The sequence below is a fragment of the [Clostridium] innocuum genome (assembly GCA_012317185.1).
Taxonomy (GTDB): domain Bacteria; phylum Bacillota_I; class Bacilli_A; order Erysipelotrichales; family Erysipelotrichaceae; genus Clostridium_AQ; species Clostridium_AQ innocuum.
The window spans coordinates 4160436-4185298 of the sequence record CP048838.1 but is presented as its reverse complement, the minus strand read 5'-3'; the positions used below and the strand labels follow the sequence as shown (position 1 = coordinate 4185298).

The following is a 24863-nucleotide window of genomic DNA, read 5'->3' as shown; positions in this document are numbered from 1 at the left end:
ATATCGCATAAGTTAGAAAAGACAGAATGAAAAAAATTCTGTTTTTTTTAGGACTTTTACCACTTTCATACGTATAGAACTATGGAGGTGATACTATGCAATGCCTGCGTTGCGGAAATACAGAGAAACGTTACTTTTATAAAGATGCCAAGGGCTGGTACTGTCGAAAATGCATCATGTTTGGAAGAATTGGGGTAGGAGAGCTGCCGGAAAGAAAAAATGTATGTAGAAAACCGATTCATACAGCATATCAGCTGAAATATCCACTGACTCCTGCACAGAAACGGTGTGCTTCAGAAATAGTAATGTACCTGAATCATCACCAGGATGTGCTAGTATATGCAGCCTGTGGTGCCGGCAAAACGGAGCTTGTCATGGAGGCGATTAAACAAAGCCTTGCGAAAGGCTGCAAGGTGGGCTTTGCCATCAGCCGTCGTCAGGTTGTTCTGGAAATACGGGAGCGCATGCAGGATGCGTTTAAAAATCTAAATGTGATCGCGGTTTGTGAGGGCTATACTGAGGTCACCGAGGGTGATCTCATCATATGCACAATGCACCAGCTGTATCGCTATCATGCGGCGTTTGATCTGTTGATCATGGATGAGGTGGATGCATTTCCTTATCGTGGCAATGCTGTGCTGAAGCAGATTGCAATACATGCCTGTATCGGGAACCGTCTGTATTTGACCGCTACACCGGATGAAGAAATGCTGTCAGATGTAAAGCAGGGAAAACTGCAGATGGTCGAGCTGTTTCAAAGACCGCATGGCTATCCTTTGATCGTACCTGATGTGAAAGCAGCCTTGCCTTCCATACAGCTGTATCAGCTTATCCGATTTTTAAAGTGGCAGAAAAAGGAAGCCGCACAGACCCTGGTCTTTGTACCGACGATAGCTCTGGCAGAGCAGATGAGCAGATGGCTGCGTATTGTGTTTCGCTGTACTTCCTTTACTTCAAAAACGAAGGATAAGGAAAAAATCCTTAAAAGATTTCATGAAAAGCGCTACGAATGTCTGATTGCGACAACCGTTCTGGAAAGAGGAATCACCATCAAGGGTGTACATGTTGTGATTTATCATGCTGATCATCCGGTATTCAATGAAGCGAGCCTGATTCAGATGATTGGCCGTGTTGGACGTAATATTGAAATGCCGACAGGGAAAGGTTTGTTTCTGTGCACAAGAAAAACAAGAGATATTGAGCGCTGCATACAGGCATTACAGAGGATGAACAGGGGGGATTCAAAATGAAGGAAGAATGGTGCCGACTATGTATGGAGGAGATAACAAATCAGCAAAGTCTTTTTGAATTCCTGCGTCAGGATTCCCTTTTGTGCGGAGCCTGCCGTCATGAGTTAACCGTTTTGAATAAGACGGTAAAGCTGAATGGCATAAAGCTGCATATCGCATATGTATATAATGATTTTCTGGAAAATATGATATTTCAATATAAGGAAGGTCTGGATACAGCTCTAAGAGACGTGTTTTTCCATGACATCATGAAAAAAATCAATGCTAAATTTCGACACTACACGATCGTTCTTCTTCCTTCGAGCGAAGAAAAAACCATTGAACGCGGCTTTCATCCGGTAAAGGACATGCTGCATGCCTGCCGTTTAAAGACCATTGAACCATTTTATAAGACCTGTAATCACAAGCAGTCCCTGCAAAGCTTTGAAAACCGCAAAAATATTTCCCAGGTAATAAAAATGAAACCGGATATCGTTCTTCCAAAAACCAGACTGTTGCTGGTTGATGATGTTGTTACAAGTGGAAATACATTACTTTGTGCATATGATCTTCTTCAGGAGCATAGGTATAAGATAGAGGCACTGGCGCTTTGTGCGAATCCCCGATTTGTCGAATCCTGCGAAAAAAAAGATTTGAAAAGAAAAGGGATGTTCTCTATACTTTGACATAGATACAGGAAGGTGAAGTCAGAAATGAAAGGCAAAGTAAAATGGTTTAATGCTGAGAAGGGCTATGGATTTATCAATGGAGAAGATGGAAAGGATATTTTCGTACATTATTCTCATATCCAACAGGAAGGATACAAGTCCCTGGAGGAAGGTCAGGAAGTAACATTTGATACGGTGGATTCCGATAAGGGACTGCAGGCCAGAAATGTAGAAAAAGCATAAATGGCGCAAAGAAAAGGATCAGGAGTTCTCCGGATCCTTTTCCTGTTTTCTGGCAAATAGATATTCGAATGTAGTGTTTAAACTATGGTTTTTTATGAGAAAAACTTACTAAATTTCTGATTATCTTTTCATAAGTTGGTAAATGCCGATATATCCCGTATTTTAGGGCTTTATCGGTATTTTCTTTTTGGAAGATACCTTGCATAAGCTGGCATTTACCAGCATGAAAATGCAACCAAAAGTAGTAAATGAGTAGTAAATATAAGTTCCGATATTAACAAGCCAGTCTTTCCAGCTCTGCTTTTGCAGATTGAAATGTACCGTGTGCGTAATAACCAAGTGTCATGGTTATGTTAGCGTGTCCCATGAGATATTGCAGAGTGTTTGGGTTCATTCCTCTGTTTGCCATATTCGTACAATAAGTATGTCGGAATGAATGTGGTGTGATGTTCGGTAACTTGTCCGTGTGATACTTGTTATACTTCTTAATCAGTCCTCGCACCATGCCCTCATAGTTTCCTGCAATTTTAGGCAAGCCCTCACGGTTCAAGAATAGGAAATTGCTGTAACCACCTACAATCAGCGGTTGTGCATTTCCTCTGTTCTTTAGTATTCTTTGGATTGCTTGATAAGCTCGTTCTGTCAATGGAAGTTCCCGTTTTCCGTTTTTGGTCTTTGGCGTTTCAATATAGTAGCCGATTTCGCTATCTTTCAATAACTGGTGGTCTATATTGAGTATTCTGTTCTGCATATCAATATGCGTCGTCAGTCCGCAAAATTCAGAAATACGAAGTCCCGTTTCCAGAAGAAGTACAACCTCATCATAATACTTACTGTAAATCTTGTCCGTTTCCATAAAGGCAAGCAGGCGTTCTTCCTGCTCTGGTGTAAGGATAACTTTCTGCTCAGTATCATCTTCCAGAACATCACTTAGTTTAAATTCAAATGGGTTCTTTCTGATACAGTCATCTTGTATCGCCATGTAAAATGACGCTTTCAAGGAACGCTTATAGTTATCAATCGTTTTATAGGCATATCCTTTTTCACTCATTCTGATAGCCCATTCTTTAGCGTCAGACTGCTTCACAGTATCAATCGCCCTCATACCCAATGGGTCATTTTTCAGAGCGTTCATAAGATACTGTCGTCCTTTTTCAGTAGCCCTCTTGATGTTCTTTCTTTGGCTGTTCTTCTTGTCGTAGAGCTGGCAGACTGTCATTTTACCGCCGACTGTGTCAATACCGTCGTTAAGGTCTTTTTTTATCTGTGCTTCTTTTTCCCTCAACGATATATCATCACGCTTTCCAGCAGGTGTTTTATCTGTCGGTACAAGTTTCCAAGAATAGATAAATTGTGGCTTTCCGTATATATCGGTATATTTATAAACGTATCTTCCGTCTTTTCGCTGGCTCTCTCCATTACGCAAATTGCGATTTTTACTGTCTTTTCGTTTTACATTAGACATAGTGTAAAGCTCCTTTCCGTCATGGAATGAGCCGTGATACGCTATACCTTATTATACCATATCTACGGCTCAATGACATTAGATTTCGTCCAATGTATCTATGATTTTTTCAAATTGTTTTCGCTTTATCTGAATACGATTACCGTTTACGATAACCCAGCCAGCGTCAAGATTTTCTTCGGCTAATTTACGCAATTTCTTCTCGCCAATGCGGAAGTATTTGGACGCTTCTTCAATCGTCAGCGTATATTTTTCCCAGATAGGCACATCAGTATTGTTCATAATCTATGCACCCCCTTTACTGTGTGTCGTTTTTTACAAGCAGGCAGACGGCTTTGGAAAGCTCCGTTAGTATTTCAACTATTCCCATTCTTGTGGGCAGAACCGCACCATGCGGACGTATCATTATTCTGTGAGGATAGGTCGTGGCAAAACGACTTTTCCAACAGTCGCTCTCGGATCACTGCGTGGGTCGCTCGCTTTCTTTTGAAAAGGTCGTGGCGTACAGTCCCCGTGGCTCGCTATCTCGCAAACGTATCTGTCTGCTTTATTCAGTTGTCAAAGAGCTTTGGCGAAAGCGTGTTGCTTTCATGTAAAAGCAGGGGCAGAGCAGGAAAGAGGGGATTGAACAAATCATGCTCTGCGGTTACTGCTTGTTATTCTTCGGTTTCTAAAGGAATATCAAAGTCCAAAATCATTTTGATAAGTGCTTCTCTGATACGTCCCTTTAGTTCCATGTCTACGACTATGCAGACATTACCATATCTGTCGTAGAATGGACGCAAGCAACATTTTGATATGTACGGGTCATAAAATGCCAGTATTTTTTCAATCGAATTTACGTTGCCGTCCACAGCCGACGAAATAAGATAAAATGACGGGCGTGTGTTATTCATCATTCATGTTCTCCTTTAACTTTTCCTTAATTTCTTCAAGTGAGTTCTTCCTACTGCGAAACGACGTTGAACGGTTAATCTTTAATTTATTGCCGATTTCTGTATCGCTCATGCCTAAGAAGAAATACATCAATAAGATTTCTCTGTCTTTTTCAGACAGATACTTAATCGCTTCGGCTAAATCATCATCAAGGACACGAACCTCAATACCGCATACATTAAAGGCGGTATAATCGCTTTCGTATTCGTCCCAGACTGCCAAATTTTCCACGACGATTTCTGGAAGTTCACAATAGGAAATTTCCTTATTTCTTCGTCGCTTTAATTCTTTGCGATAATTACGGACAATGCCTTTTACTACACGTTTGAGTTTGCAGTCAAATTGACATTGTATTGTCTTTTGGAAGTCCGACGGTTTCATATCATCACACCTCCTTTCCGTTATGACGTGAAAAGTGTTTATCCCTCTTTCCGCACCATATCTGTACAGCAAGGTGTGATTTGTTGCATGAATTTGAAAAAAAGTGAAAAAATTTTTTCGGGTACAAAAAAAGCCCGCACAAAACATATAGTCTGTACGAGCTATTAAAGCTGTGAGATATTCAGTTGTTGATAAAATGCTGTTAGGTAGTATATGAGTATATAAGATTATGCTTAAAACTTTCCATAATACAAGCCCCCTTACAGCACTTGATTTTTATTACACTTTTGTCTTTTTCGTAATGATATAAATATATTCTTCTGGCGTAGGGCGTTTATTTCCAAAAATTTTTTTGAAATTTGCCTGCACATCAGGGTCAGTGCTGTTCATTGCTTCATCAATCGTTGCTTCTATATCAGCTCTAACCTTGGCTAATGACACACCACCCATTTTTGCACCAACTTTTAATGCCTTTTTTATATCTCGTTTTTTAAGTCTTAACATAATTTCACTCCCTTATTTTTTCGCTATTACCAGATAACCAGATTTATTTATGTTTCGATATTGTATATCTTGAAATCCACTAGCTTCTAAGAAATTTATAATCTCGCTTTTTGAATATATTCTAACATCTCCCTCATTGCTAAAGGGGATAAAGATATTCATTGCTTGACGGATAGGAAACGGTTTCCAAAAATCAGCCAGTATCAAATATCCATTTGTATCTAGCACTCTGCAAAATTCTGCAATCGCTCTTTTAGGAGTAGGATAATGATGAAAGCTGTCTGTGCATAGCAAACAATCAAATTTACCATTTTCAAAGGGTAAATGTTCAGCGTCGCCAAGAGATAATGTTACAGTATCTAATACTTTCTCTTTTGCTTTCTTTAACATTTCTTCTGAAATATCAATCCCATACATAGAAGTGTTCGGATATAATCTTTTTACAGTAGTTAAGATTTCCCCCGTACCACCCCCACGTCCAGCAGATTATCAAATTTTATAGTTTCTAATTGATTGATAACGTGCTGGTACAGTGTTCTTGCGTGTTTCCCGTTCTTATCTGTATCATAGGTTTTTGCCTGCATATTAAAAGTGCTCTCTGATAACTTTTTGTAATCTGCCATAATCAAACTTTCTCCCGTTAATATCGCTCGATATTTCCATTGTAATTATGGGCTTTTTCAAGGAGTGGTCCTTTTGCGCCCATTGTAAATGCAATATCGCTACTTCTAATACACAATAACTCATCTCCTACATTAAGATTTAGCTGTTCAAGTAATTGTGGTGTGAATTGAATACTTCCATTTTCTTTTAAAACAAGCCATGCGTATTTGCGTCCCTTGTATGTAACCAATGCCCCTTGCGGAATAGACTGATTTTCTAACTGTGGGCATTCATGTAAAATATGACTTAATTTTGACGTGGATAGCAGAGGATATGTCGTTACACAAAATCCGCCTGTAACCTTGCTTCCTGTAAAAATAATGATTTTATCATCGTTTAACACTCGATATTCTTCAAGTGCTTGTTTTGGAAACTGAACGGTTAAATCATCGTGTATTGAAGATAATCCAAATACAAATTTTCCACCTTTATTTAATTGTGGCATAAACACAACTCCTTTCTACTTTCATTTTTCAAAAATTCGTGATACAATCAAAACAAAAGTGATACAAATAAATACTACTCTATATATAGAGTACCGCAAATCGTTACATTTGTCAAGGAGTGTGAAATTATATGTTATCCAAACCAGCAACTATGCTTTTAGGACTTATTAGTCATCAACCGCTTAATGCCTATGAAATTGTCAAAACTTTAGATTACATGAATATCAAGTATTGGTTTAATATTGGTACTTCCACTGTATATGCAACAATTAAAACTTTAGAAAAAAAGCAATATATCACTGGCAAAGTGCAAAAAGACGGTAATATGCCCGATAAAACAATCTACTCAATTACAGAACAAGGAACGGCTGTGTTATTAGATACTTTACGAACTTCTTTCTTGAAATTCGATTATGATACAAATATTTTTTCTATCACGGCTTTTTTCCTTGATTGTTTACCCTTAGAAGAACAAAAAGCACTATTAGAAAAGCGTATGATTGTTTTACATGAATACCTTTCGGGTATTCAAAAACAAGATACGGAAGAATGGGAAGAACAGGTCAGTTTATATCATGTTGCCAATCTTCAACGTATGACGGATATTGTATTAGCTGAAATCAATGGTACAGAACGACTTATAAAAGTTGTAACAGCTAAATAGCTTATATGTAAATACGGCTTGCGGAGCATACATTGTATGACGCAAGCCTTTTTGTTTACCCTACAATCTTCCAGTTACTATCCTTATGTAGCACAAGCTCATACTGCGACACCTGCGTTGCCTTTGTCTGATTATCAAGGAATTTTACGGCAACCTTGACTTTCACATTGTCCCCGTCCTTTGTAAAGATAGGGTTTACCAATTCAGAATAAAGGTAGTCCATGCCGATAGGTTCAAGCACATTTCCCGATACATAGTAGGTAAGCTCCTTTTCTGTAGCTGTCGGGTACAGCTTAAAGAATGTTTCCAGAAATGCGGTAGCGTCATTTGTGGTATCAGCGTCCACGCTTGCGTCTGCTTCTGGTGTCTTTGGTTCATAGTCTGATTTTTCGATTGCTGGTGCAAGAGTAGGGTTCTGAACGATTACCATATCCCCGTCAGCGTCCACATGGACTTTTACCGTATAGGTTGCCTTGACATTGCTTGTCTGTTCTCCCTCTTTTATCTGCTGATCTACTTCGTAGGTAGCAGAAAAAGTATCTGTTCCCGATTGCTCGATATTCCATACAAGCACATCTGTAACTGTGGAACTGGTCAGTATATCGGTTCTAATGGTATCTACATTCAAGTCCTGCAATTCCTTTGTCAGATAACTGTTGATTGCCTGCGTCCTTGCTTCAATCGCTTCTTTGCTGTTGCTCCATGTGTAATAGGACTTCGCAAAATTCTTCACGAAATTTTCTATCCCGTTGGTGTCCTGCAAGCGAAGCTCTATGATTTCTTTTTCATGGGTCGTGTGTTGGTCGATAGCCGTAAAATTCTTATACGCCCCAAAGCTCACGCTTGCGATAAGCACCGCCCACAACGCAATCACGGTTTTTTGATGTGTGCCTACCTTGACAGTACGCACCTTTTTTTCTTTGATATTTTCTGTCTGTTTCTTATTCTTCTTAAACATATTTTTCAAGTCCTTTCTATTGTTTTACTCGTCCTGCACCGATTAAGTGTTGTTGCCAGTAACTATTGCTTAGGTCTGCATATCCTATCGGGTCGCCAGCATGATACATCTGATTATTTCCTACATAGATACCGACGTGCGTTACATAACTTCCTGCGTTATAGGTAGAATGAAAAAATACCAAGTCCCCAGCCTTTGCCTGCGAAAGCGGAAGATGTTGGGTTGCGTCATACTGTGCCTGTGCTGTTCTCGGTAAAGAGATACCAGCTTTTCCATAGCACCATTGTGTCAGTCCCGAACAGTCAAAAGAAGTGTTGGGATTGCTACCACCATACACATACTTCCAGCCTTGATATTTCAACGCTTCATTCATTATCGCTTGTGCCGTCGCATTATCAAAGTGTGCTACGGTCAGATATTGATTGACTAATTCCACATAGAACATATTTCCATAGCCATACCGCCAGCCCCCATTCTTCGCAACGGCTATCGGGTTGGTGTAGGTTACTTTCTTTCCACCCGATTTTTCACGGGCAAAATTTTCCGCAAGGTTAAAGGTGTGCTTTTTTCCTTTTCCTGCCACATATCCCACATAACCACCGCCATAGTTATAGGACTGTATCGCTACATTCAAATCATCGATACCTTGATTTTTGCAGGAAGAAAGCAGGGACGCAAAATACTTACACCCCTGCTTGATTGAGCTTTCCGTATCTAAGGAATTAGGCGGTAAACCAAGACTTTCTGAACTCTGCATAACATCTTCTGCCGTACCGCCACTTTCTACTTGAATGATAGCCAATAACACATTGACATACTCGGAAATGCCGTTTTCTCTGGCGTATTTTTCTACCATAGGCTGATGTTTCAAAACTTCTGCGGATAAGTTCATACCCGTAATGCCCGAAGAAAAGTTGCTGTTCTCGTCGTCGCTGTCCGCACTAATCAATACCCCAAAGAAAAGCACTAGAGAAAAGAGGATAGGAAACAGACTGCCAATGATAGCGATATGTTTCAGTTTCATTTTTTCTTCTGTCCTTTCTTTGTTACAAGGTTACGGTTCTTTTCGGTATGTTCCGTTGTACGCTTTGATTGTTCAAAGGTCTGTGTCTTTGTAGTACGCTCTGCTTTGTAATTCTGGCGTGTTTCCTTTGATACCGTAACTTTTTCAATATTCTGCCTATGTGCTGGCTGTGCAGACTGGGGCACTTGCTTATCAGAAGCACCGGAAGATAACGGACGCTCTTTGATAACATTTGTCTTGACTGGCTCACTACCTTTAGAAGTCGGAGCTGTGGCAGGGCGTTTGACTTCCTGCATTTTTTCCGCACTCGGCTTTGGAATAGTTGAAGCTGTGGCTGGTCGCTCATGGGGACGGGTAGCTCCCGTTGTCGCTGATCCGTCAGCCTTTCGCTGTGCCTGCCTTGCTTCTTGTGCTTTTTGAAGCTCCATACGCTTGTCAGCGATATTCTTCCTATGCTGTTCCTGCTTTTCCAAGCGTCCCGTCTGTCTGGACTGCTGTTCCTGCACCATGCCACGCTTAAAGTCGGACACGCTGGACTTTGCCTTTTCCTTTGCGGAATACACCGCATAAGCGGTCTGTGTCGGCATATCCTTGATATTCTCTTTGACAGCATTTGCCTTATCTTTCACTTTATTTTTCGTATCTAAGACAGCACCGACTTTTGAACCTGCACGCTGTCCCATGCTAGAAGTGGTATTGCCCCGATTTTCTTTAGAAGCTGTATTTTTTCTTTCAGCCCGTTTGCCAGCAACGGCACTTCCAGCTACCGCACCAGCCACACCGCCCGAAATACCGCCAGCACTTACCGCCCTTGCAATACGGTGTTCCATACGCCTAGCCCGATGTCGCATAAACAGATACGGTCTGCGGAATATGCGTCGTCCCATACTTTGACTGTCGCCAGCATTAAGTGAGAACATGCTCATTAAGTCGCCCAGCTTCATGTAGATACCAGCGAAACATACTATCTGTAAGAACGCCACCATGAAAAACGGGTAATCTGTGGAAATGTTATAAAACATACTGGAAATGCTGAACGCCACCGTTACAATGAGCGTAATTCCTGCTCTTGTCATAATGGTATTAAATACCCTCACGATTGCCTGCTTTGCCATGCTTTCATAGCTCGGTATCATAGAGAGCAGGAAACTAATAGGCAGGAACATAGCGAAGATAATAAAAAGTATCTGGCTGAACAACATCATGCCCGTAAGCAAGAATACAAATATCGTTATCCCTAAATTGAAGAACAAGAGGAAGAACACCATACCTAAACGGTTTACCACTTGCGGTATCGTCAGATTGTTGTTGTCGTTATCCTCGATTTCTGTTTTCACGACTTCCTCTCTGGTCTTTCCGTCCTCGTCCTCTGGGCTTGCCGATACCAGAGCTTCCACACGGTCTGTCCCGATTTCCTCTGCGTTGCTGTTACCGAATTGTAGAAGTAGCCACGGCTGTTGTACTTGAATAGAAAATAAGCTGTCCCGTATCAAGTCCACGCTGTCCTTACCCTCACTGTCAGAGTTGGGGAGCATGATTTTTGTTCCCAAGTCCAAAGAAGCGGTGCTGATGTCTGATGAAAACTCATTTATCTTCTTGATGTAGTCGGGAGCATAGGCAATAAATGAAGCGGACAGCACGAACACCACAACAAAGTTGATAACAGCGTGAAGTGCCTTGCTGGTTTCCCGTTTGATAAGTCCCGTATAGGCAACATACATTCCCACTACTAAAATAATGAGAAGCAGGAAACCAACATAAAAGCCCGTAGAAGAAAAGCCGTTCTCGGTAACACCTGCAAGGGTCTGTATGCTTTTTCCGATACTATCTGCCATATCGTTGATGAAGTCCAGTTTATAGGCTTCCTGCACCACATAGCCCGTTGCATTGCTTAAATAAAGGCTTATCGTCCAGACAAAGTTGGTAATGCAGTAAAGCCCGTACTGTACCGATTTTCCGATACCGTCCAGCCAGTTCCACGGCAACCACGACCAGCTATTATCTACATAAAAATCAAGCTGGTAGTTGGAAAGCGGATATTTGGAATACAGATTTTCTGCGTTTATGGTATCGTCCACAAGCCCCGTCGCATGAGCCACCGTCCCCAAAAGTGAAAGCAGGATAAGGGAGAGTGCCACCACGAACAGAGCCATTTTGAGAACGTGGAAAATCTTCTTTTTTGTGAACGCACCTTTTATCCTTTCTTTCATCACTCCACCTCATTTCTCTGTACGGGCGGTCTGGTATCAAAGGCGTGTAGTAATTCTTCAAAGACTGGGTGTATCTGCACCACACCGACACGCCCGTATAAGTCCTGTAATAAGCATTGTCCGTTCTCCAAATCACGAAGCCGTTTCTGGTTGTTCTCGTCGTCCTTGTCGATACCGAAAAACTCTAAGGTCTGTTTTATCTCGTTAATGTCCGTAGAGCGAAAGGCAAATTTCAAGCCGATATTATTTTTCAGACTTTCTTTTGACACGTCCCCAGAGGATTGTGTAACGAAATAAACGCCTGCCTGCATAGCTCGTCCAGCTCGCACCAGTTTATTTGATAGCGTTTCTCCTTGTGCCACATTTAAGAACGCCCACGCTTCGTCCAAATCGACAATCTTAAAAATGCTTCTATCGCTGTGAATGAAGTCGAGAGCAAAGGTACTAATGACAATCAGCATAGACACCGACAACAATTCAATGGTCGTGTATTCCTCAAAGGTGGTATCTTTATCTGGCAATACTAAGTCTGCTACTTGAATGATATTGAGCTGGTTATCCAGACTGATAGCATTTTCCACCGTACCGTCTGAAAACAGCAGGTGTGCAAAGTCGTAGTCCGTGAAGCTGTCGATATGGTCTGCGATATTGCGTGAGATAGCGGTATCTTCCTTTCGCAATTCTTCAATAACGTGTAACAGTCCTCTTTTTTCGCCCTGGGTAACGGAACGCACCGCTTTTCTCAACACGGGGAATTTTTCGCCGTCCCTTGAGGAAATACCCGTAAGGAATGTCAAGATGTCGATTGCCAGACTTTCAGCGTCTTTTACATTCTTCATAATCACAAACGGGTCAAGAAGTCCTGCATTGTCCTTGTCGCTGGTAAGGTTTACGATATTGATTTCATGGGCTATCTCTGGGAGCGTTTCTTTCCAGTTGCCACGCTCTGATTTTGGGTCTAAGATAACCGCTTGTCCCCCAAAGAGAACCGAATAATACACCAGAAGATTATTACAGAACGACTTACCACCGCCAAGTGAACCGACAAAAGCAGAAGCTAAAGCGTTGGTAACTGTACCTTTTACGCCCTGCGAAGCTAAAGACGGTTGCAGGTACACATTTCTTCCCGTATCGACGGAATAGCCGATATAGATACCCGTATTTTCCCCTAACTGCTGTGTCGCTCCAAAACCAAGCCCTGCCAAAAAATCTGATTTTACATACTGCACATAATCATTGATATATCGCTTGCTGGCTGGTAAAAATTCAGAATGAAGCCCCAGCATATCGCCAGCAGGACGCACCAGTTTTACATTGAGGTCGTCGTAAAAGTCCTTGACTTCATCACAACGGCGTTTTAATTCGTCCAAATCATCAGCACAGACACGCACCACATAAGAGAGCTTATACATACTTTCTTTAGTCTGGTCTAAGTCTGTTTCCAGCTCGTCCACGCTGTCTAATGCGTCCACCACATTTGAGCTGGTTTCACTTCCTGCTTGATAGGCGTGATTGTCAAGGTCTTTCAATTCCTTTTTCTTGTTGCGGACAGTTGTTAATGCTTTTCGATTTTCCACGATTTCTACATTCATAGAAGTATCAACGGGGAATGTGAATTGCTGTTGCTGGAAATAGAAGATTTCACTTGACGGAAAATCAAGCTCCCCGACAATCGCATTGACAGTAAAGTAGGACACATAGCTTTCCTTATCCTCATGTTCCAGTCGTAAATACCGCTGGCTTTCCTCAATCACACACCTTGTCGGACGGATAAGGTCATAGTATTTTATCAGCGTTTCTTTCTTATAGTTCTTCTTTGGTAGCTGGTACGCATAATCTTCATAGGCGATACCGTCCCTGCCGTAAAGATGTTCCATGAGATACCCAAAGTCATTGATTTCCAAGCGACGCACCTTAAAGCGACGGGAGATTTTATTTTCCAGTAATTTTTCCATTTTCATGTAACGGTTGATTTCATCATTCGGCATGGAAACAAAATCATTCATCAGCGTGTGGTTCACTTCATGGAGAAATTCTTTGAACGTCAGCCATGCCGATTTTTTGATGTTCTTCAGATTGAACTGTTCTTCCGTAACCATGAGCTTAAAGCCAAGAAAAAAGCGGTAGTCCACTTGATTGTCCCCAATCATAGATACTAACGCTTCGGTCTGCTCGTCTATCTTCTGGCAGGCAACTTCCTTTAATTTTCCAGTTACCAGTTTCTTTGACTGCTCCTGCATACTTCGTATGGAGCTTTCCGTGGCAATCTGCAAGGCATGAATTTTACCCTCACGGGATTGTGCGATTAGCTGGCGAAAGCTGTCATGCACAATAAATTTCTGCTCTGCGGATAAGAAAGAATAGTTGTACGGTATCAGCTCATAATAGGCAAACACTTCATTGTCCTTGTTCCAGACAAGGTTATTGTCAATATATTTTATCGGGAACATCGTTCACACTCCTTACTGCCGTGATTGTTTCATTCAATATCTGCTTATGCAGTTTTACGGCTTTTCCTGCATAAGTGATTTTCGGTCGCAGGGCATAGGTTATTTGCGATTTCAAAAAGCTGTACGGCTTCTTTCCGTCAAAGGTTTTCTGCGACATAAACCAAGTGAGAGCAACGGGAATACCGAAATATTTGAGAAATGCTCCCTCAATCATGGAAAGTGGGGGAATATCCCCAAACAGAATGATGATAAATTCTGTAAGCACAAACCATGTAATCTGCGTAAAGGTAACGGGAAAGGGCAGGTTAAAGTCATTGATTGCATACAAGACTTTTTCCACGTTCCAGATACCCGTATAAGATTTAATTTTTTTCAAGTTCTTCCAGCTCCTTTCGTAAATTTCTAAATGGAAAAGGACAGCCATTTTCAGACTGTCCCTCAATATAAAATCGCTGTCAGTAGCAACAGTTCTTGTTGCTGATCTTCCAGCTTATCGTTTGATTTCACACATACCGTACCTTGTTTTTACAAAATAGTCTTGAATTTCAATATCTCTGCCATAGGCTTCACAATCTATGTAATGGAAAAAGGCAGGCGGTATTTCCCCAAGTACATTTTCTTCATAAATCTTCTGATACGCAACATCTTCCATTGTTTCACACCCCGAATAGCAGATAATATCGCCAATATGGTCTGCCAGTTCTTCAAGGTCGCTATAGTAGGAAATAAAATCGTCAAGATTATCTAACACTTCCTCTGGAAAGTCTTGTATCAGCTCATAGATACGGTTTAGTTCTTCTATGGACGTATATTCTTCCAACTCGCAAGGGAAGTTTTCGCTATCGTGGATAACGTATTCTTCATAACGACCATTCAGCCCGATACGCTCTGCGATTTCTTCCTCGTCGAGTGGAAAATGAAACCACGCCCCTTTGACACCGCCCTCAACATAATCCCCTAAATTTGCGATATAGACTGCCATATCATCAACGCTCATTAGACCACCTCATTTCTATGGAAGTTCGTAGATACCGTGTTCCGTTTCTATGAATTTTCCATTGTCGTCAAGATACTGTCCGTAGGCTTCAAAATTGAAGTATCGGACTAGGCGTTCGTCAATCTCTGCAAAGGCAGGGTCGTTGTCTAGCAGATGTTTCGCCACATCAGCCATGTTCTTACACCATGAATAGTGGATAATGTCGTGTCGGTGCTGGTGCAGTTCCTCAAGGCTGGTAAAGTGGCACATCAGCTCCCCGTAGTCCTCTTTCAAATCGGCTGGCAGGCTTTCATAAGTGTAGTAAAAATCATTGAGCCTATCCACCGTAGTATCTTCGTCCACTTCCTCGGCAAAGGGCAGTTCCTTTTCTGTGATACGGTAATCATTGCTTTCTGCGTCCACGCCCAGCCTTTCAGAAAAGAGTTCCTCGTCAATCGGCAGGGTAAACCATGCGGATAGTATATCGCCCTCGACTGTTGGGACAGCTTCAATCTGTACTCTTAATTCATACATTGTTTTTCACTTCCTCTCTGTTGTTTCATAACTGCCTGTAATATCTGGTAGGACATACCAAAAACATAGACAGAAAAATCTTCCAGTTGTTTTTTAGGATAGTCGGCAGGGCTCAGCCGTTTCATTTCCTGCCATACTTCACGCTTGTAAAAGGGCATGTCGGAAAGATATTCACAGCCGACTTTTGCCTGCATATCCTTAAAAATATCGTTCATTTCATCACTCCAATCTGATTTTTAGGTAAGAAAAAAGCAGTCAATCCTAAGACCAACTGCTTTGTGTGTATGGATATGAAATTGTTTTTAATCTTGAATAGGTATCCAAATTTCAATAACTGAATTATCTCTATTCCAATGGAAACGGTAATCATATTTTTCAAAGTGCAGGATAATATTTTTTATAGGGGTATATGGTGTATTAGGAATAATTTCCTGATAAATTTTTCCATAAGTTTCATATATTTTTTCCATAGCACCAATATGTTCCACAACCAAATATTTATAAGACGGTATTTCTTTATACAGAAAGCCCTCTGGGGTAATGGTTCTTTGGGGAATAGAACAGAAATAATAAAGTTTTCCATTTCTTCTTTCCATAAAAGCATATTTTACCCAATTTCCCGATTGTGAAAGATACGCTTTTTTCAAACTACTGTTAAACTTTCTCCAAAACTGTGTACTAATCTGAATATTCTTTTTTTGATAATTAGTCAGTTCTACTTCTTGCCCAATAACTGCAAATGCGTTTAATTCCTTTATAGAAAAATTTATCATTTTACCTTGTGAGCAGTGATAACGGTATAACTGTACGCATTTACTGTTATAATACAATTATCAATCGTTATATACCAGTTTTTTCCTTTTCTTGTGATTTCCGCATTAGAAAGGCTAATTTTTTCTTTGCACCATTCAATTACATTTTCTACATTCAAAGATAAGTTCTTTTTAATTCTAATAACGCCAAGTTCAGTTGTGTGAAGTCTTCCTAAGTTTTCCAGTAATTCATTTTCCATATTTTGATACCTCATTTTTCAGCAATTTATTTGTATGTTTTATATCCCAATTATAACATTCTCATATCAGCACTACAATAAATTTTTATGCACCGATGATTTTGTTAAACAGCTCTAACAGTACATCTTTTACACCGCCAGCATTGAATACCAAGCCGACAGCAATTAAGGCAACTACCAAGAAGCCGATAAGTTTGGAAAACTCACGCTTGAAACCTAAGTAGATACCGATAACCACGATCGCCATAAGCACTAAGCTCTGTGCATTTGATAAAAACCATTGATACAAATTTTGTCCGAAATTCATTTAATTGTCCTCACTTTCTTCTAATTGTTTCGTTTCACAGTCAGCTTCTTTGCCGACATTCAAAATACACATCAAGACTACGCCGATACCCATTCCCATAGATACCAGCAGGAAGTCTTTTAATAATACCCACATTTTTTATCACTCCTAACTTTCCACCAAATCTTTTGCAGGGGTCGTCTGCTGTTTGATTATCATTTCATGCTTTTCTGTGAGCTTTGCCTGCTGTTCGATTGTTTCCATGTAGTCTGTACCGTTTCCCTTATCAATCTTTTTCAGCATTTTCAAGGTTGGTGCTACCTGCCTTTGTACCCACCGCAATGTACGGTCTAAGGTGTAAGGCTCTGGCTTTGTCGTCAGCTTCAAGCTCTGTCTGTTATCGCCAATAAACCAAGCCCAGCGGTCATTGAGTTTCCAGTCATTTTTTCGCTTGTCTGGTTCTTCATCAACAAACCGCACATACTGATTGATGATAGAAAATGCGGTCTGCTCTGCGTCATAATAAGTCAGCAAATCTCGTACTGCATAATAGGCTCGTTCATTCCGAAGCCGTATCTCAAAACGGTTGATAATGTCTGCTTCTTCCAGCGGTGTCCCTAACTTGCCGTACTGCTCATAGTCCTTTTCATAGATACAGAAATATACATCAGATTTCAGCGAACCAAGATAAAGGGTACGTCCCATATATTCTCTGTCGTCCTCTCTGTGCTTGATAAGCTCGCCCGACTGATAAAACTTATAGCTTCTGGACTTTCCAATATATTCCCGTTTCCTGCATTTTTCCGCAAGCTCTGGAATATCCAAAATGCCCGTATGGTCGTTGATAGCAAGGTCGATACGCTTCATCACGCCACCGTCTACGAGTGCGTCCATGAGAAAGTCATACCAGCTTCTTTGTTGTGCTAACAGGTAACTTTCAAACTGCCTGCAACCACGCCCCTTTAACTCTAAAAGGACACCTTTTTCTTCGTCAGCCGACGTATAGATAAAGATGTCCCCTAAAGAATAATGCTCCGTATAACTGTAATGTCCGTAATCTTCATGGAGCATATAATTGATATTCAGTTTTAATATATCTTTGATGATGTGCTGTATATCCAGCGTGGGAAAACGAATTTTCACATAATCAAACAGCATGGTAAGCGGTGCTTCTGGATTGAACCTTGCCAGTTCCTTATGCAGAGTTTCCAGAAGTTCCTTTGACGGCTTCATTTTTCCGCTTTCTATCTTGTTGAGATATTCCCTTGTGATACCAGAAGCCACCGCCAGCCTGCCTTGTGAGATACCGTAAGCAATCCGTTTCTCCCGTAATTCTTTTATCCATTGTTCTTCATTCAGAACCATACCCCCAATCTGTAAAGTGTGAAGTTTTTTAAGACGACTTCACAGTCGATTTTTGCTAGGAAACCATGCCAGAAGCCTTATGTTTCCTATGTTTTTTGTCTTTTGTCCATTTGCAAACGTACCCCTCTGTTAGATACCGAGGGGTTTTACCTGCTGGCGTGGCTTACGCCACACCAGCAACGGCTAGTCCGTGCCGTCGCCTTTCGCTTCGCACGTCGCCGTCCCGTCCTGCCTTGCGGTATGAGCCTACATAACAGTATTCATACCGAGATACAGCACAACACAGCCTATATCTTCATTCCTGCATACTTCTAAGGCTTCGCTATCAAGTTCAAATTCATGTTGTGTATGCAGAAACAAAGCTTTATCCATGACAATGAAATTGTAGCAAAATGTAATATTTAGGAATGACATTTCTTCGTCCAGAGGAATAGAAAATAACAGCGGTAATTCCTGCTGTTTGTTTTCCATTTCTTCTAAAATTACTCTCACTTTTTCATGGAAACGCTCAATAGGGTATTCGTCCCATTTTTCAAAGTCGCTATTTGCCGTAAAATCTAAATCAGCATAAAATTTATCAATGTTTAAGCAAATACCGATTGTAATTGTTTCTGTTGTTTCATTCATTAGTTGCATTTGTAAATAACCCATAGTTATTCTTTCACTCCTTTTCTTGTTGTTCTGGCATAACTTGTCTGTCTTGTGCAAGTCTGCCGATAGTCTGTAAAAAATCATGTCCTTTCGGGACTAAAGGCGTGTAAATTTCACTGATAACGCTTGTTCCCACATCACAATAGCCACGTCCCTTGATACGCTTCTGAAAAAACTGTTTTTTCACATCTGAACCGAACAGCATACCGTAACCTAGTTCGCTGATACGCCCCAATCCCACACGAAAATTGAAGTTATCTCTGATACCGTCCGAGAAATACTTTGCGTCTGGACGCTGGCAGGCAACGATAAGGAAATATCCTGCTTGTCGTCCTAACATAACGATTTTCTTTAACTGGCTAAGTAAGCTCACGCTTTCTTTCGTCCCCAGCATTTCAAAAAATGCCACATATTCATCAAAGATAAGAAAGCAGGGTGGCAGTCCCAGATAGGCGTAGTTTTCGCCCGTCTTATAGTTCGGGTGTCGCTTCATTTCCTCACTTCGCTGTACCATGCCCTCATAAAAGGCATTGACGCAATCTATCATTTCTTCTTTGGTGTGATACACATTTCCCATAACTGTTCCCAAGTCCGCAAGGTCAGCGTTCTTCGGGTCTAAGATATAAAGGACAGCGTTGGTATGCAGTAAGGCTTCAATGAGCGTCAGCAGAAAATAGGTTTTACCGCCACCAGTCCCACCAGCAATCAGAGCGTGAGGGAGTGCGTCATATTCCCAGACAAGATTTTTCATCAATCTAAGACAGCCGTTTTCTGCCCGTACTTCATCAATGGTAATGCGGTTCGCTATCATATCATAAAGCAGGGTATATTCAATATAGCCGTCATGCAGGGTCTTGTCGGTTAGCTCACAATACAAGCCACTTTCCAATTTATCCTCTAACCGTAAAAGCTGGTCTTGATATTTCCCCAGCGTAATTTCACAGCGGATATGAAGCAGTCCCTTTTCCATTTGATAATAAATTTTTGGAAACCAGACGATTTTTTCCCTTGATCTGCTTTGCAGGTCAGTAAAAAAAACGCTGTCTTGTACGGTATCGGCTTCATACCACTTATTTTCCAGTATCATTCTTGCCAGCTTTTGACGGTGCAGGAGCTTCTTGAAACTGTCGTAACAGAAACGGTAATACAGCAAAGCGACCAATGCACAAACACCAGTCGCTATCAGTATGGTTATGAAGTTGTAAGTGGAAAGCGTCAAGCCGTTCTCTAACAAGCTGAAATGCTCCCAATCGGTACGCATGAGCTGTTTTATATTCAATAGCAGGAGAACCGCCACGAATACAAACAGAAGCGTTCCTATGGAAAAGTGGTAGACAAGGTTCTTGTCGCTGGCTCTGATACGGTGTCCTTTGTTCCAAATCTTACGCATAAATCAATCACTCCTTTCTGGGTATGAAAAAAGCAGTCAATCCTAAGACTAACTGCTTTGTGTATATGGATATGAGGTTGTCAAACTGGGAGTTTCTTTTCAAATTACTCTATAAGATTTTCACTTATATTATCAAATATTTCATTTTTTAACTTCCAAATACCAGAATAAGGTTGTTCAATAAAACTATCATCTTTGTCTTTATATAAATATACTATACTTGGACTGTCATCTGCATTATCATGATAAAATTTAATGCAAATATAATCTTCTGTATTTGTAGGTTCATCGCTAACACTTTCTTTTTTAGTGCTTTCAGAATTATCTTTTAATTCACTAATTATTTTTGATATTTCCTCTTTTCCAGTAACTTTCTTTCCTCTTTCAGAAGTATTTTTAATAATTTCAATTTCTGTAATTTTTTCTAATTCTGGTAAAGTGATTTTTTTGTCGCTACCACAAGCAGTTAGAGTTACAATACAAATTAAGGCTAATACCATTCCTACATACTTTCTCATAGTTTACCTCCACAATTTCTAATTTTCGCTTACTTCATACCCATATTATAGCAGTTCCGTATATCCTCTACAACAAAAATCTATCTAACAAGCCTATTTTTTCGGCTGTCCCTGCGGTGTAGGGTTCTGTGGATTGCCTGCGTTCTGGTTGCCTTTATTCTTCAATACAATATCCTCTGCTTTTACATACCAGTCCACATCTGCACCCGTATAGGTCTTTCGTGATACCGTATCGGCTACTGGATTGACAAGCTCCACAACTGCATTGTACGGAAATTCCCTTAACGGTACTTCTGGCGGTACGGACACGGGGATAATTCCACCATGCAGACTGCACTTCAAATCATAGATACGCTTTTTAAGCTGGGTACTCGGTGTCCCGTCCTCGTTCTGCAAGAACACATCACGCACCGCTGTAAATTTCAATTCTCCAAATGTTTTCTCTTTGTCAATAACAAACCCGTTTGATAATCTCATAAATTCTTCACTCCTTTACTTTTCTTCAACTGCTACAATATCATCAGCAACTAACACATAATCGGTATGTCCCATATCCCCGATTGCATAACCTCTGCCGTATAACTTCGGATTGACAAGTTTTACTTTCTGCTCATACTTGAAATGCTTTTCGCCAGCCTGCACGGGAATTTCTACCACAACATTTTCGCCTTTCTGTACGTCAGAATAAAGGTTATAGCTTCGTCTGGCTAAGACCCTGCGGTTATTTTTATCTCTTTCAAAGACTGGCTCGCTTTCGCCTGCAAATTCAAGAGTTCCAAAAGACTGTGCCATATCTGGCACGACATATTTCATTTCCATAGTGTTTTACCTCGTTTCTTTCTATTTTTGATAAGTTAATTGATTATGATTTCTTATTCTGGCGGTTTGGGAAGTACCAGCAATCCCACAGATAGTAAAGGGTAAAATCAATGCTTACGCACCCTTGACTATCCGTGTTCTTGCAGGTTGTAGGCAGACAAGCCAGAATAAGCGGAAGTCTGCCGTTTGACCGCTTCGGCGGAGAGCGTGATTTTTCTTTCCTCATACCGTTACTGCCTTATGATTTCTTCATTTTACGGCGTTTGTAGAAGAAGATACCTGCCAGCCCAGCACCAGAAGTCATAAGAAGTGCAAGCAGTCCGTAAAGGTTGGTGTTATCGCCCGTTTTGGGACTGTCGCTAGGTCTGTTAGGCTTTTCTGGTGTCGGTGGCGTTTCGGGTTTTTCTGGTTCTTCTGACTTTTCCTTAAAGGTAATCGTCTGTCCCTTATCCTCAATATCCTTATGCTCGGTAACTTTCTTCGGCTCGTCTGGATTGCTCAAATCATATAATTCTTCAAAAGTTACAAGCTGTTTGCCGTCAAGAGAAGTAGCGTCAAACGTAAAAGCAACTTCCACTTTCATAGTTTCGCTGTCAGCAGTAAACGTATAATCGCTTTCCACACGCTTTCCATTGATAAGAAGTTCTGCATTTTCTTCTTTCAACATCTGCCAGCCCACAAGTTTGTACTGTGTACCGATTTCTAAGCCCTCTAAGGTTACGGTATCAATGATTGTAACGTCTTTTCCTGCTTCAAGCTCTTTGTTGCCGTCCTTATCGGTAGCGGTCGTATGTATCTTGATGATACGCTCTGTGATAAGTACCGTTTGCCCGTCGTCCTCAATGTCTTTGTGTTCTGCAACTTTTACGGGTTCGTCTGGATTGCTTAAATCATACAATTCTTCAAAGGTAACAAGGTTTTTGCCACCTAAAGCAGACGCATTGAATGTATAGGAAATTTCCACTTTCATTTCCTCATCATCAGCGACAAAGGTATAATCGTTTTCTACACGTTTCCCGTCAATAAGAAGTTCTGCGTTTTCTTCCTTTAACATCTGCCAGCCTTTGAGCTGATATTTTGTGCCTTTTGTAAGTCCGTCCAATTTTACAGTATCAACAATCGTAATCTCTTTTCCTGCAAGGATAGTTTTTTCGCCGTCCTTGCTGGTCGCTGTGGTATGGATAGAAATTTCTTTTTCGTATTCATCAGTCAGCGTTCCTAAATCAATCACAAGGTTATTTCTTGATACCACGATTTCAAAAGGTGGGATAAGTTCAAAGCCTTTGTTACTATCAGAGCGTAATTCTTCAATGATGTAGGTATCATAAGGTAATGCACCCTTGCTGTCGTCTGGTTCAGAAGTTCCAAACCACACACCGTCCTCGCTGGTCTTGCCTGCGTTGGTATTGTGCTTATGAGAAGCCCAGTCAGCAGAAGTGGAGAATTGCCCGTTATCATCAGTTACCACTACATGATTTTCGCCCGTCGTCTTGCTTGTGATCCGAAACGGAACATCAGCAAGACGCTTGTGTGTGCCTGCACCGATTTTTACACCCTCAATATCTCCACGCTTAATCTGATTATAGATAGAATGGGCTTCGTCGGTTAAGTCCACGATTTTTCCATTTTCTGTGATTGTAAAATCAATCGGTTTTGCACCATCAGTTAAGTAACCGTTGGGAGCTTCACTTTCAACGATACGGAATTTTCCATAAGGTAAAAGGTCAGAAGAAGTAGAAGCGACACCCTCAATATCTGTACGAATTGTCTTTACCACTTCATTTTTCTTGTATAACTTGCCCTCAACCAAAACAGAATTATCATTTAAGGAAATGATGTCAAAATCAGTATCTTTCAAGGTTGCACTTCCTTGTGGCTTTGTATCGCCCGTTTCTAAATCTCGTTTCTGAATTTTGACACCGCCACGGATAACTTTATCCGATACGGAAAACTGGTTACTTCCAGATAATACGGCAAGGTCGCCGTCCTCGGTAATCTGTGTAAGGTATAAGCCTTTTATCTGTTCGGACTTATCGCCAGCCTGCATATATGCACCCTCTAACAAGTAGCCGTTTGGAGCTTTTGTTTCTTCTACGGTTAGCGTTCCAAGTGGAAGAACCGCCTTGCCGTCCTGCATATAGAAGCTGTCGCCAGATACCTTGTATGCGTCCGCTAATTTTGTGATGTAGTGGGTTGTCCCGTCTCTATCTGTTTCAGCGATTGTCTTTGTAACCCATGTACGAGTAGCTTCGGCAGGGAGATTTTCTTTATTGTAGAAGCCAGCATAATACTTCCATGTAAATTCCGCACCTGCTAAAGAAGCGTTCCCTTGCGGATTGTCTTTCTGTGTTTCCATATCTATCTTGAAAAGCTCAATCAAAGTGTCCGTTACTTTTGGCGTATCAGATACGTTCAAAGTCGCTGTCTTTCCAGCTTCAATCTTTAAGGAATATACAGTTTTATCTACTTTATATCCTGCTGGTGCGGATAATTCCTTGATATAGACTGTACCTGCTTTTACCTCTACAACATCTGTATTTCCATTTTCATCAGTCGTAAGGGTGGCAAGCTGTTTTGTGCAGTCCTTATCAGAAAAGACACCGTATGTTGCACCAGCGATTGAGTAATTCCCGTTACCGTCTGTAATGCTGGTATTACTGGAAGTCTTTTGCAGTTTCGCATTTCCGACATTTAACTTCGCCCAGAATTGTCCTAATTCCTGCCCCTCGCCAGAGTAGATATAACCGCCACATTCATAGCGTCCTTTATTTTCTTTGACAAAGGCTTTTGCACCAGAGAAAACTTCGTCCTGCGTAGCCTTTTGAATTTCATCATAAGAAGCTCGCACGTTATCACATTGCCAGCCAAGATGTACGCTCAATCTCTGCCAGACTACAAGCTGTCTTAAAAGGTAAGCGTGATTTTTGCTTATTCCGCTGTGGCTGTCTGTGTACTGTTTTACATATTCGATAGATAAGGCAACGTCGCTTATCTGGTCGGTACTCATGCGTGAGCTTGCGTCAGCTCTGGTCTTGTAACCATTCTTAAAGTCTGTGTTGATGTCAATACAGTAAGCGTCCTCGCCCTCAACGGTCAAATGTCCCTCATTAAAGGTAGAACCAATCGAACCGTCATTCATTACTTTTTCAACGATACCGACACGCTCTTTTGACTCCGTCCAGTATTGCTTGCTTTCTGCATGGACGGGTGTCGTCGGTAAAGCAGTAACGACAGTCGCAAGAGCTAAGAAGCCCGTACACAATCGTTTCCATGTCTTTTTCATAAATCTAATGCTCCTTTCATTTTGAGTAATAAAATAGCCGTCCAATAAGAACGGCTGGAAATAGAAAAGGAACGTCATTTTAGGCGTTCCATAGTCTATAAAATATTCAATTTTTTTCTTGTTTCAATACTGATGTGCTGTACCATATCTTTGCATATCTAGGAAAACTGGCGTATCAAGGCTCATTC

32 protein-coding genes and 1 pseudogene are annotated in these 24863 nt (G+C 41.0%); 5 read left to right on the top strand and 28 right to left on the bottom strand.

From position 1 onward, the window contains the following. Positions 1–95: 95 nt before the first annotated feature. The 3 genes from G4D54_20580 to G4D54_20570 are packed head-to-tail and all read left to right on the top strand — an operon-like array spanning position 96 to position 2140. The gene (locus tag G4D54_20580; protein QJA04660.1) at positions 96–1250 is read left to right on the top strand and encodes a DEAD/DEAH box helicase family protein; all 1155 of its coding nucleotides are present in this window, start codon (positions 96–98) and stop codon (positions 1248–1250) included. Further along, positions 1247–1915, top strand: a complete 669-nt coding sequence (locus G4D54_20575; GenBank protein ID QJA04659.1) for a ComF family protein — start codon at positions 1247–1249, stop codon at positions 1913–1915. The genes G4D54_20580 and G4D54_20575 overlap by 4 nt, the downstream gene beginning before the upstream one ends. Before the next feature lie 27 nt (positions 1916–1942). Further along, positions 1943–2140, top strand: a complete 198-nt coding sequence (locus G4D54_20570; GenBank protein QJA04658.1) for a cold-shock protein — start codon at positions 1943–1945, stop codon at positions 2138–2140. 274 nt (positions 2141–2414) lie between these two features. On the opposite strand, the gene G4D54_20565 is transcribed toward G4D54_20570, so the two are convergent. Together G4D54_20565 and G4D54_20560 are read right to left on the bottom strand one after the other, a co-directional pair. Then, on the bottom strand, positions 2415–3605 hold the full coding sequence (locus G4D54_20565; GenBank protein QJA04657.1) for a site-specific integrase: 1191 nt from the start codon (positions 3603–3605) through the stop codon (positions 2415–2417). 78 nt (positions 3606–3683) lie between these two features. Continuing rightward, entirely contained in the window at positions 3684–3887 is a 204-nt protein-coding gene (locus tag G4D54_20560) for an excisionase (GenBank protein ID QJA04656.1), read from the bottom strand. A 109-nt stretch (positions 3888–3996) separates the two neighbouring features. Here G4D54_20560 and G4D54_20555 point away from each other — a divergent pair. Continuing rightward, positions 3997–4233 (top strand): annotated as a pseudogene (locus tag G4D54_20555) (hypothetical protein). Between the two features lie 28 nt (positions 4234–4261). Here the strand turns inward: G4D54_20555 and G4D54_20550 are convergent. From G4D54_20550 to G4D54_20525, 6 genes are all read right to left on the bottom strand, one after another. Beyond that, positions 4262–4504 (bottom strand): helix-turn-helix domain-containing protein, encoded by a 243-nt coding sequence (locus G4D54_20550; protein QJA04655.1) that lies wholly within the window; start codon positions 4502–4504, stop codon positions 4262–4264. Continuing rightward, the gene (locus G4D54_20545) at positions 4494–4922 is read right to left on the bottom strand and encodes a sigma-70 family RNA polymerase sigma factor (GenBank protein ID QJA04654.1); all 429 of its coding nucleotides are present in this window, start codon (positions 4920–4922) and stop codon (positions 4494–4496) included. The genes G4D54_20550 and G4D54_20545 overlap by 11 nt, the downstream gene beginning before the upstream one ends. Positions 4923–5201: 279 nt before the next feature. Further along, a complete protein-coding gene (locus G4D54_20540) occupies positions 5202–5426 on the bottom strand; it encodes a hypothetical protein (protein QJA04653.1) in 225 nt (74 codons plus the stop codon). Between the two features lie 12 nt (positions 5427–5438). Beyond that, a complete protein-coding gene (locus tag G4D54_20535) occupies positions 5439–5882 on the bottom strand; it encodes a class I SAM-dependent methyltransferase (protein ID QJA05248.1) in 444 nt (147 codons plus the stop codon). Further along, positions 5876–6049, bottom strand: coding sequence for a hypothetical protein (locus tag G4D54_20530; GenBank protein QJA04652.1), 174 nt, complete (start codon positions 6047–6049; stop codon positions 5876–5878). The genes G4D54_20535 and G4D54_20530 overlap by 7 nt, the downstream gene beginning before the upstream one ends. 17 nt (positions 6050–6066) lie before the next feature. Next, on the bottom strand, positions 6067–6534 hold the full coding sequence (locus G4D54_20525) for a hypothetical protein (protein QJA04651.1): 468 nt from the start codon (positions 6532–6534) through the stop codon (positions 6067–6069). A 131-nt stretch (positions 6535–6665) separates the two neighbouring features. Here G4D54_20525 and G4D54_20520 point away from each other — a divergent pair, with 131 nt between their 5' ends. Further along, positions 6666–7199, top strand: coding sequence for a PadR family transcriptional regulator (locus G4D54_20520; GenBank protein ID QJA04650.1), 534 nt, complete (start codon positions 6666–6668; stop codon positions 7197–7199). 55 nt (positions 7200–7254) lie between these two features. On the opposite strand, the gene G4D54_20515 is transcribed toward G4D54_20520, so the two are convergent. From G4D54_20515 to G4D54_20420, 20 genes are all read right to left on the bottom strand, one after another. After that, on the bottom strand, positions 7255–8157 hold the full coding sequence (locus G4D54_20515) for a conjugal transfer protein (GenBank protein ID QJA04649.1): 903 nt from the start codon (positions 8155–8157) through the stop codon (positions 7255–7257). 16 nt (positions 8158–8173) lie between these two features. Then, a complete protein-coding gene (locus G4D54_20510; protein ID QJA04648.1) occupies positions 8174–9181 on the bottom strand; it encodes a peptidase P60 in 1008 nt (335 codons plus the stop codon). Further along, positions 9178–11391 carry an MFS transporter gene (locus G4D54_20505; GenBank protein QJA04647.1) on the bottom strand — a complete coding sequence of 738 codons (2214 nt, stop codon included), beginning with the start codon at positions 11389–11391 and terminating at the stop codon, positions 9178–9180. The genes G4D54_20510 and G4D54_20505 overlap by 4 nt, the downstream gene beginning before the upstream one ends. Next, positions 11391–13841, bottom strand: coding sequence for an ATP-binding protein (locus G4D54_20500; GenBank protein QJA04646.1), 2451 nt, complete (start codon positions 13839–13841; stop codon positions 11391–11393). Before G4D54_20500 ends, G4D54_20505 begins: the two co-directional genes overlap by 1 nt. Next, positions 13819–14217, bottom strand: a complete 399-nt coding sequence (locus G4D54_20495; protein QJA04645.1) for a conjugal transfer protein — start codon at positions 14215–14217, stop codon at positions 13819–13821. The genes G4D54_20500 and G4D54_20495 overlap by 23 nt, the downstream gene beginning before the upstream one ends. A 114-nt stretch (positions 14218–14331) precedes the next feature. Further along, positions 14332–14838, bottom strand: coding sequence for an antirestriction protein ArdA (locus tag G4D54_20490; protein ID QJA04644.1), 507 nt, complete (start codon positions 14836–14838; stop codon positions 14332–14334). A gap of 15 nt (positions 14839–14853) precedes the next feature. Further along, positions 14854–15351, bottom strand: a complete 498-nt coding sequence (locus tag G4D54_20485) for an antirestriction protein ArdA (GenBank protein QJA04643.1) — start codon at positions 15349–15351, stop codon at positions 14854–14856. Next, a complete protein-coding gene (locus G4D54_20480; protein ID QJA04642.1) occupies positions 15339–15566 on the bottom strand; it encodes a hypothetical protein in 228 nt (75 codons plus the stop codon). The genes G4D54_20485 and G4D54_20480 overlap by 13 nt, the downstream gene beginning before the upstream one ends. 87 nt (positions 15567–15653) lie before the next feature. Next, positions 15654–16124: an AraC family transcriptional regulator gene (locus G4D54_20475; protein QJA04641.1), complete on the bottom strand. Its 471-nt coding sequence runs from the start codon at positions 16122–16124 to the stop codon at positions 15654–15656. Further along, the gene (locus G4D54_20470) at positions 16121–16363 is read right to left on the bottom strand and encodes a DUF3781 domain-containing protein (GenBank protein QJA04640.1); all 243 of its coding nucleotides are present in this window, start codon (positions 16361–16363) and stop codon (positions 16121–16123) included. Before G4D54_20470 ends, G4D54_20475 begins: the two co-directional genes overlap by 4 nt. A gap of 85 nt (positions 16364–16448) precedes the next feature. Then, positions 16449–16670, bottom strand: coding sequence for a hypothetical protein (locus G4D54_20465; protein ID QJA04639.1), 222 nt, complete (start codon positions 16668–16670; stop codon positions 16449–16451). Continuing rightward, positions 16671–16805: a DUF3789 domain-containing protein gene (locus G4D54_20460; GenBank protein ID QJA04638.1), complete on the bottom strand. Its 135-nt coding sequence runs from the start codon at positions 16803–16805 to the stop codon at positions 16671–16673. It abuts the gene before it with no gap. 12 nt (positions 16806–16817) lie between these two features. After that, a complete protein-coding gene (locus tag G4D54_20455; GenBank protein ID QJA04637.1) occupies positions 16818–18014 on the bottom strand; it encodes an XRE family transcriptional regulator in 1197 nt (398 codons plus the stop codon). Between the two features lie 246 nt (positions 18015–18260). Beyond that, positions 18261–18665, bottom strand: coding sequence for a hypothetical protein (locus tag G4D54_20450; GenBank protein ID QJA04636.1), 405 nt, complete (start codon positions 18663–18665; stop codon positions 18261–18263). A gap of 10 nt (positions 18666–18675) precedes the next feature. Then, a complete protein-coding gene (locus G4D54_20445) occupies positions 18676–20055 on the bottom strand; it encodes an ATP-binding protein (GenBank protein ID QJA04635.1) in 1380 nt (459 codons plus the stop codon). A 104-nt stretch (positions 20056–20159) separates the two neighbouring features. Further along, entirely contained in the window at positions 20160–20573 is a 414-nt protein-coding gene (locus G4D54_20440; protein ID QJA04634.1) for a DUF5301 domain-containing protein, read from the bottom strand. Positions 20574–20666: 93 nt separating this feature from the next. Continuing rightward, positions 20667–21050 (bottom strand): YdcP family protein, encoded by a 384-nt coding sequence (locus tag G4D54_20435; GenBank protein ID QJA04633.1) that lies wholly within the window; start codon positions 21048–21050, stop codon positions 20667–20669. 15 nt (positions 21051–21065) lie between these two features. Beyond that, positions 21066–21392, bottom strand: coding sequence for a YdcP family protein (locus G4D54_20430; protein QJA04632.1), 327 nt, complete (start codon positions 21390–21392; stop codon positions 21066–21068). 43 nt (positions 21393–21435) lie between these two features. Further along, positions 21436–21618: a hypothetical protein gene (locus G4D54_20425; GenBank protein ID QJA04631.1), complete on the bottom strand. Its 183-nt coding sequence runs from the start codon at positions 21616–21618 to the stop codon at positions 21436–21438. Positions 21619–21630: 12 nt separating this feature from the next. Then, positions 21631–24675, bottom strand: coding sequence for an SrtB-anchored collagen-binding adhesin (locus tag G4D54_20420; GenBank protein QJA04630.1), 3045 nt, complete (start codon positions 24673–24675; stop codon positions 21631–21633). Positions 24676–24863: the final 188 nt, after the last annotated feature.

Excerpts from the sequence above, each read along its gene's own strand:
- G4D54_20465 (QJA04639.1), bottom strand. The coding sequence starts at position 16,670 with ATGAATTTCGGACAAAATTTGTATCAATGGTTTTTATCAAATGCACAG.
- G4D54_20435 (QJA04633.1), bottom strand. The coding sequence starts at position 21,050 with ATGAGATTATCAAACGGGTTTGTTATTGACAAAGAGAAAACATTTGGA.
- G4D54_20565 (QJA04657.1), bottom strand. The coding sequence starts at position 3,605 with ATGTCTAATGTAAAACGAAAAGACAGTAAAAATCGCAATTTGCGTAAT.
- G4D54_20560 (QJA04656.1), bottom strand. The coding sequence starts at position 3,887 with ATGAACAATACTGATGTGCCTATCTGGGAAAAATATACGCTGACGATT.
- G4D54_20450 (QJA04636.1), bottom strand. The coding sequence starts at position 18,665 with ATGGGTTATTTACAAATGCAACTAATGAATGAAACAACAGAAACAATT.
- G4D54_20490 (QJA04644.1), bottom strand. The coding sequence starts at position 14,838 with ATGAGCGTTGATGATATGGCAGTCTATATCGCAAATTTAGGGGATTAT.
- G4D54_20420 (QJA04630.1), bottom strand. The coding sequence starts at position 24,675 with ATGAAAAAGACATGGAAACGATTGTGTACGGGCTTCTTAGCTCTTGCG.
- G4D54_20525 (QJA04651.1), bottom strand. The coding sequence starts at position 6,534 with ATGCCACAATTAAATAAAGGTGGAAAATTTGTATTTGGATTATCTTCA.
- G4D54_20480 (QJA04642.1), bottom strand. The coding sequence starts at position 15,566 with ATGAACGATATTTTTAAGGATATGCAGGCAAAAGTCGGCTGTGAATAT.
- G4D54_20515 (QJA04649.1), bottom strand. The coding sequence starts at position 8,157 with ATGTTTAAGAAGAATAAGAAACAGACAGAAAATATCAAAGAAAAAAAG.
- G4D54_20510 (QJA04648.1), bottom strand. The coding sequence starts at position 9,181 with ATGAAACTGAAACATATCGCTATCATTGGCAGTCTGTTTCCTATCCTC.
- G4D54_20470 (QJA04640.1), bottom strand. The coding sequence starts at position 16,363 with ATGGAAAATGAATTACTGGAAAACTTAGGAAGACTTCACACAACTGAA.
- G4D54_20580 (QJA04660.1), top strand. The coding sequence starts at position 96 with ATGCAATGCCTGCGTTGCGGAAATACAGAGAAACGTTACTTTTATAAA.
- G4D54_20530 (QJA04652.1), bottom strand. The coding sequence starts at position 6,049 with ATGGCAGATTACAAAAAGTTATCAGAGAGCACTTTTAATATGCAGGCA.
- G4D54_20505 (QJA04647.1), bottom strand. The coding sequence starts at position 11,391 with ATGAAAGAAAGGATAAAAGGTGCGTTCACAAAAAAGAAGATTTTCCAC.
- G4D54_20455 (QJA04637.1), bottom strand. The coding sequence starts at position 18,014 with ATGGTTCTGAATGAAGAACAATGGATAAAAGAATTACGGGAGAAACGG.
- G4D54_20440 (QJA04634.1), bottom strand. The coding sequence starts at position 20,573 with ATGAGAAAGTATGTAGGAATGGTATTAGCCTTAATTTGTATTGTAACT.
- G4D54_20540 (QJA04653.1), bottom strand. The coding sequence starts at position 5,426 with ATGTTAAGACTTAAAAAACGAGATATAAAAAAGGCATTAAAAGTTGGT.
- G4D54_20550 (QJA04655.1), bottom strand. The coding sequence starts at position 4,504 with ATGATGAATAACACACGCCCGTCATTTTATCTTATTTCGTCGGCTGTG.
- G4D54_20430 (QJA04632.1), bottom strand. The coding sequence starts at position 21,392 with ATGGAAATGAAATATGTCGTGCCAGATATGGCACAGTCTTTTGGAACT.
- G4D54_20485 (QJA04643.1), bottom strand. The coding sequence starts at position 15,351 with ATGTATGAATTAAGAGTACAGATTGAAGCTGTCCCAACAGTCGAGGGC.
- G4D54_20475 (QJA04641.1), bottom strand. The coding sequence starts at position 16,124 with ATGATAAATTTTTCTATAAAGGAATTAAACGCATTTGCAGTTATTGGG.
- G4D54_20445 (QJA04635.1), bottom strand. The coding sequence starts at position 20,055 with ATGCGTAAGATTTGGAACAAAGGACACCGTATCAGAGCCAGCGACAAG.
- G4D54_20575 (QJA04659.1), top strand. The coding sequence starts at position 1,247 with ATGAAGGAAGAATGGTGCCGACTATGTATGGAGGAGATAACAAATCAG.
- G4D54_20545 (QJA04654.1), bottom strand. The coding sequence starts at position 4,922 with ATGAAACCGTCGGACTTCCAAAAGACAATACAATGTCAATTTGACTGC.
- G4D54_20570 (QJA04658.1), top strand. The coding sequence starts at position 1,943 with ATGAAAGGCAAAGTAAAATGGTTTAATGCTGAGAAGGGCTATGGATTT.
- G4D54_20520 (QJA04650.1), top strand. The coding sequence starts at position 6,666 with ATGTTATCCAAACCAGCAACTATGCTTTTAGGACTTATTAGTCATCAA.
- G4D54_20460 (QJA04638.1), bottom strand. The coding sequence starts at position 16,805 with ATGTGGGTATTATTAAAAGACTTCCTGCTGGTATCTATGGGAATGGGT.
- G4D54_20425 (QJA04631.1), bottom strand. The coding sequence starts at position 21,618 with ATGAGGAAAGAAAAATCACGCTCTCCGCCGAAGCGGTCAAACGGCAGA.
- G4D54_20500 (QJA04646.1), bottom strand. The coding sequence starts at position 13,841 with ATGTTCCCGATAAAATATATTGACAATAACCTTGTCTGGAACAAGGAC.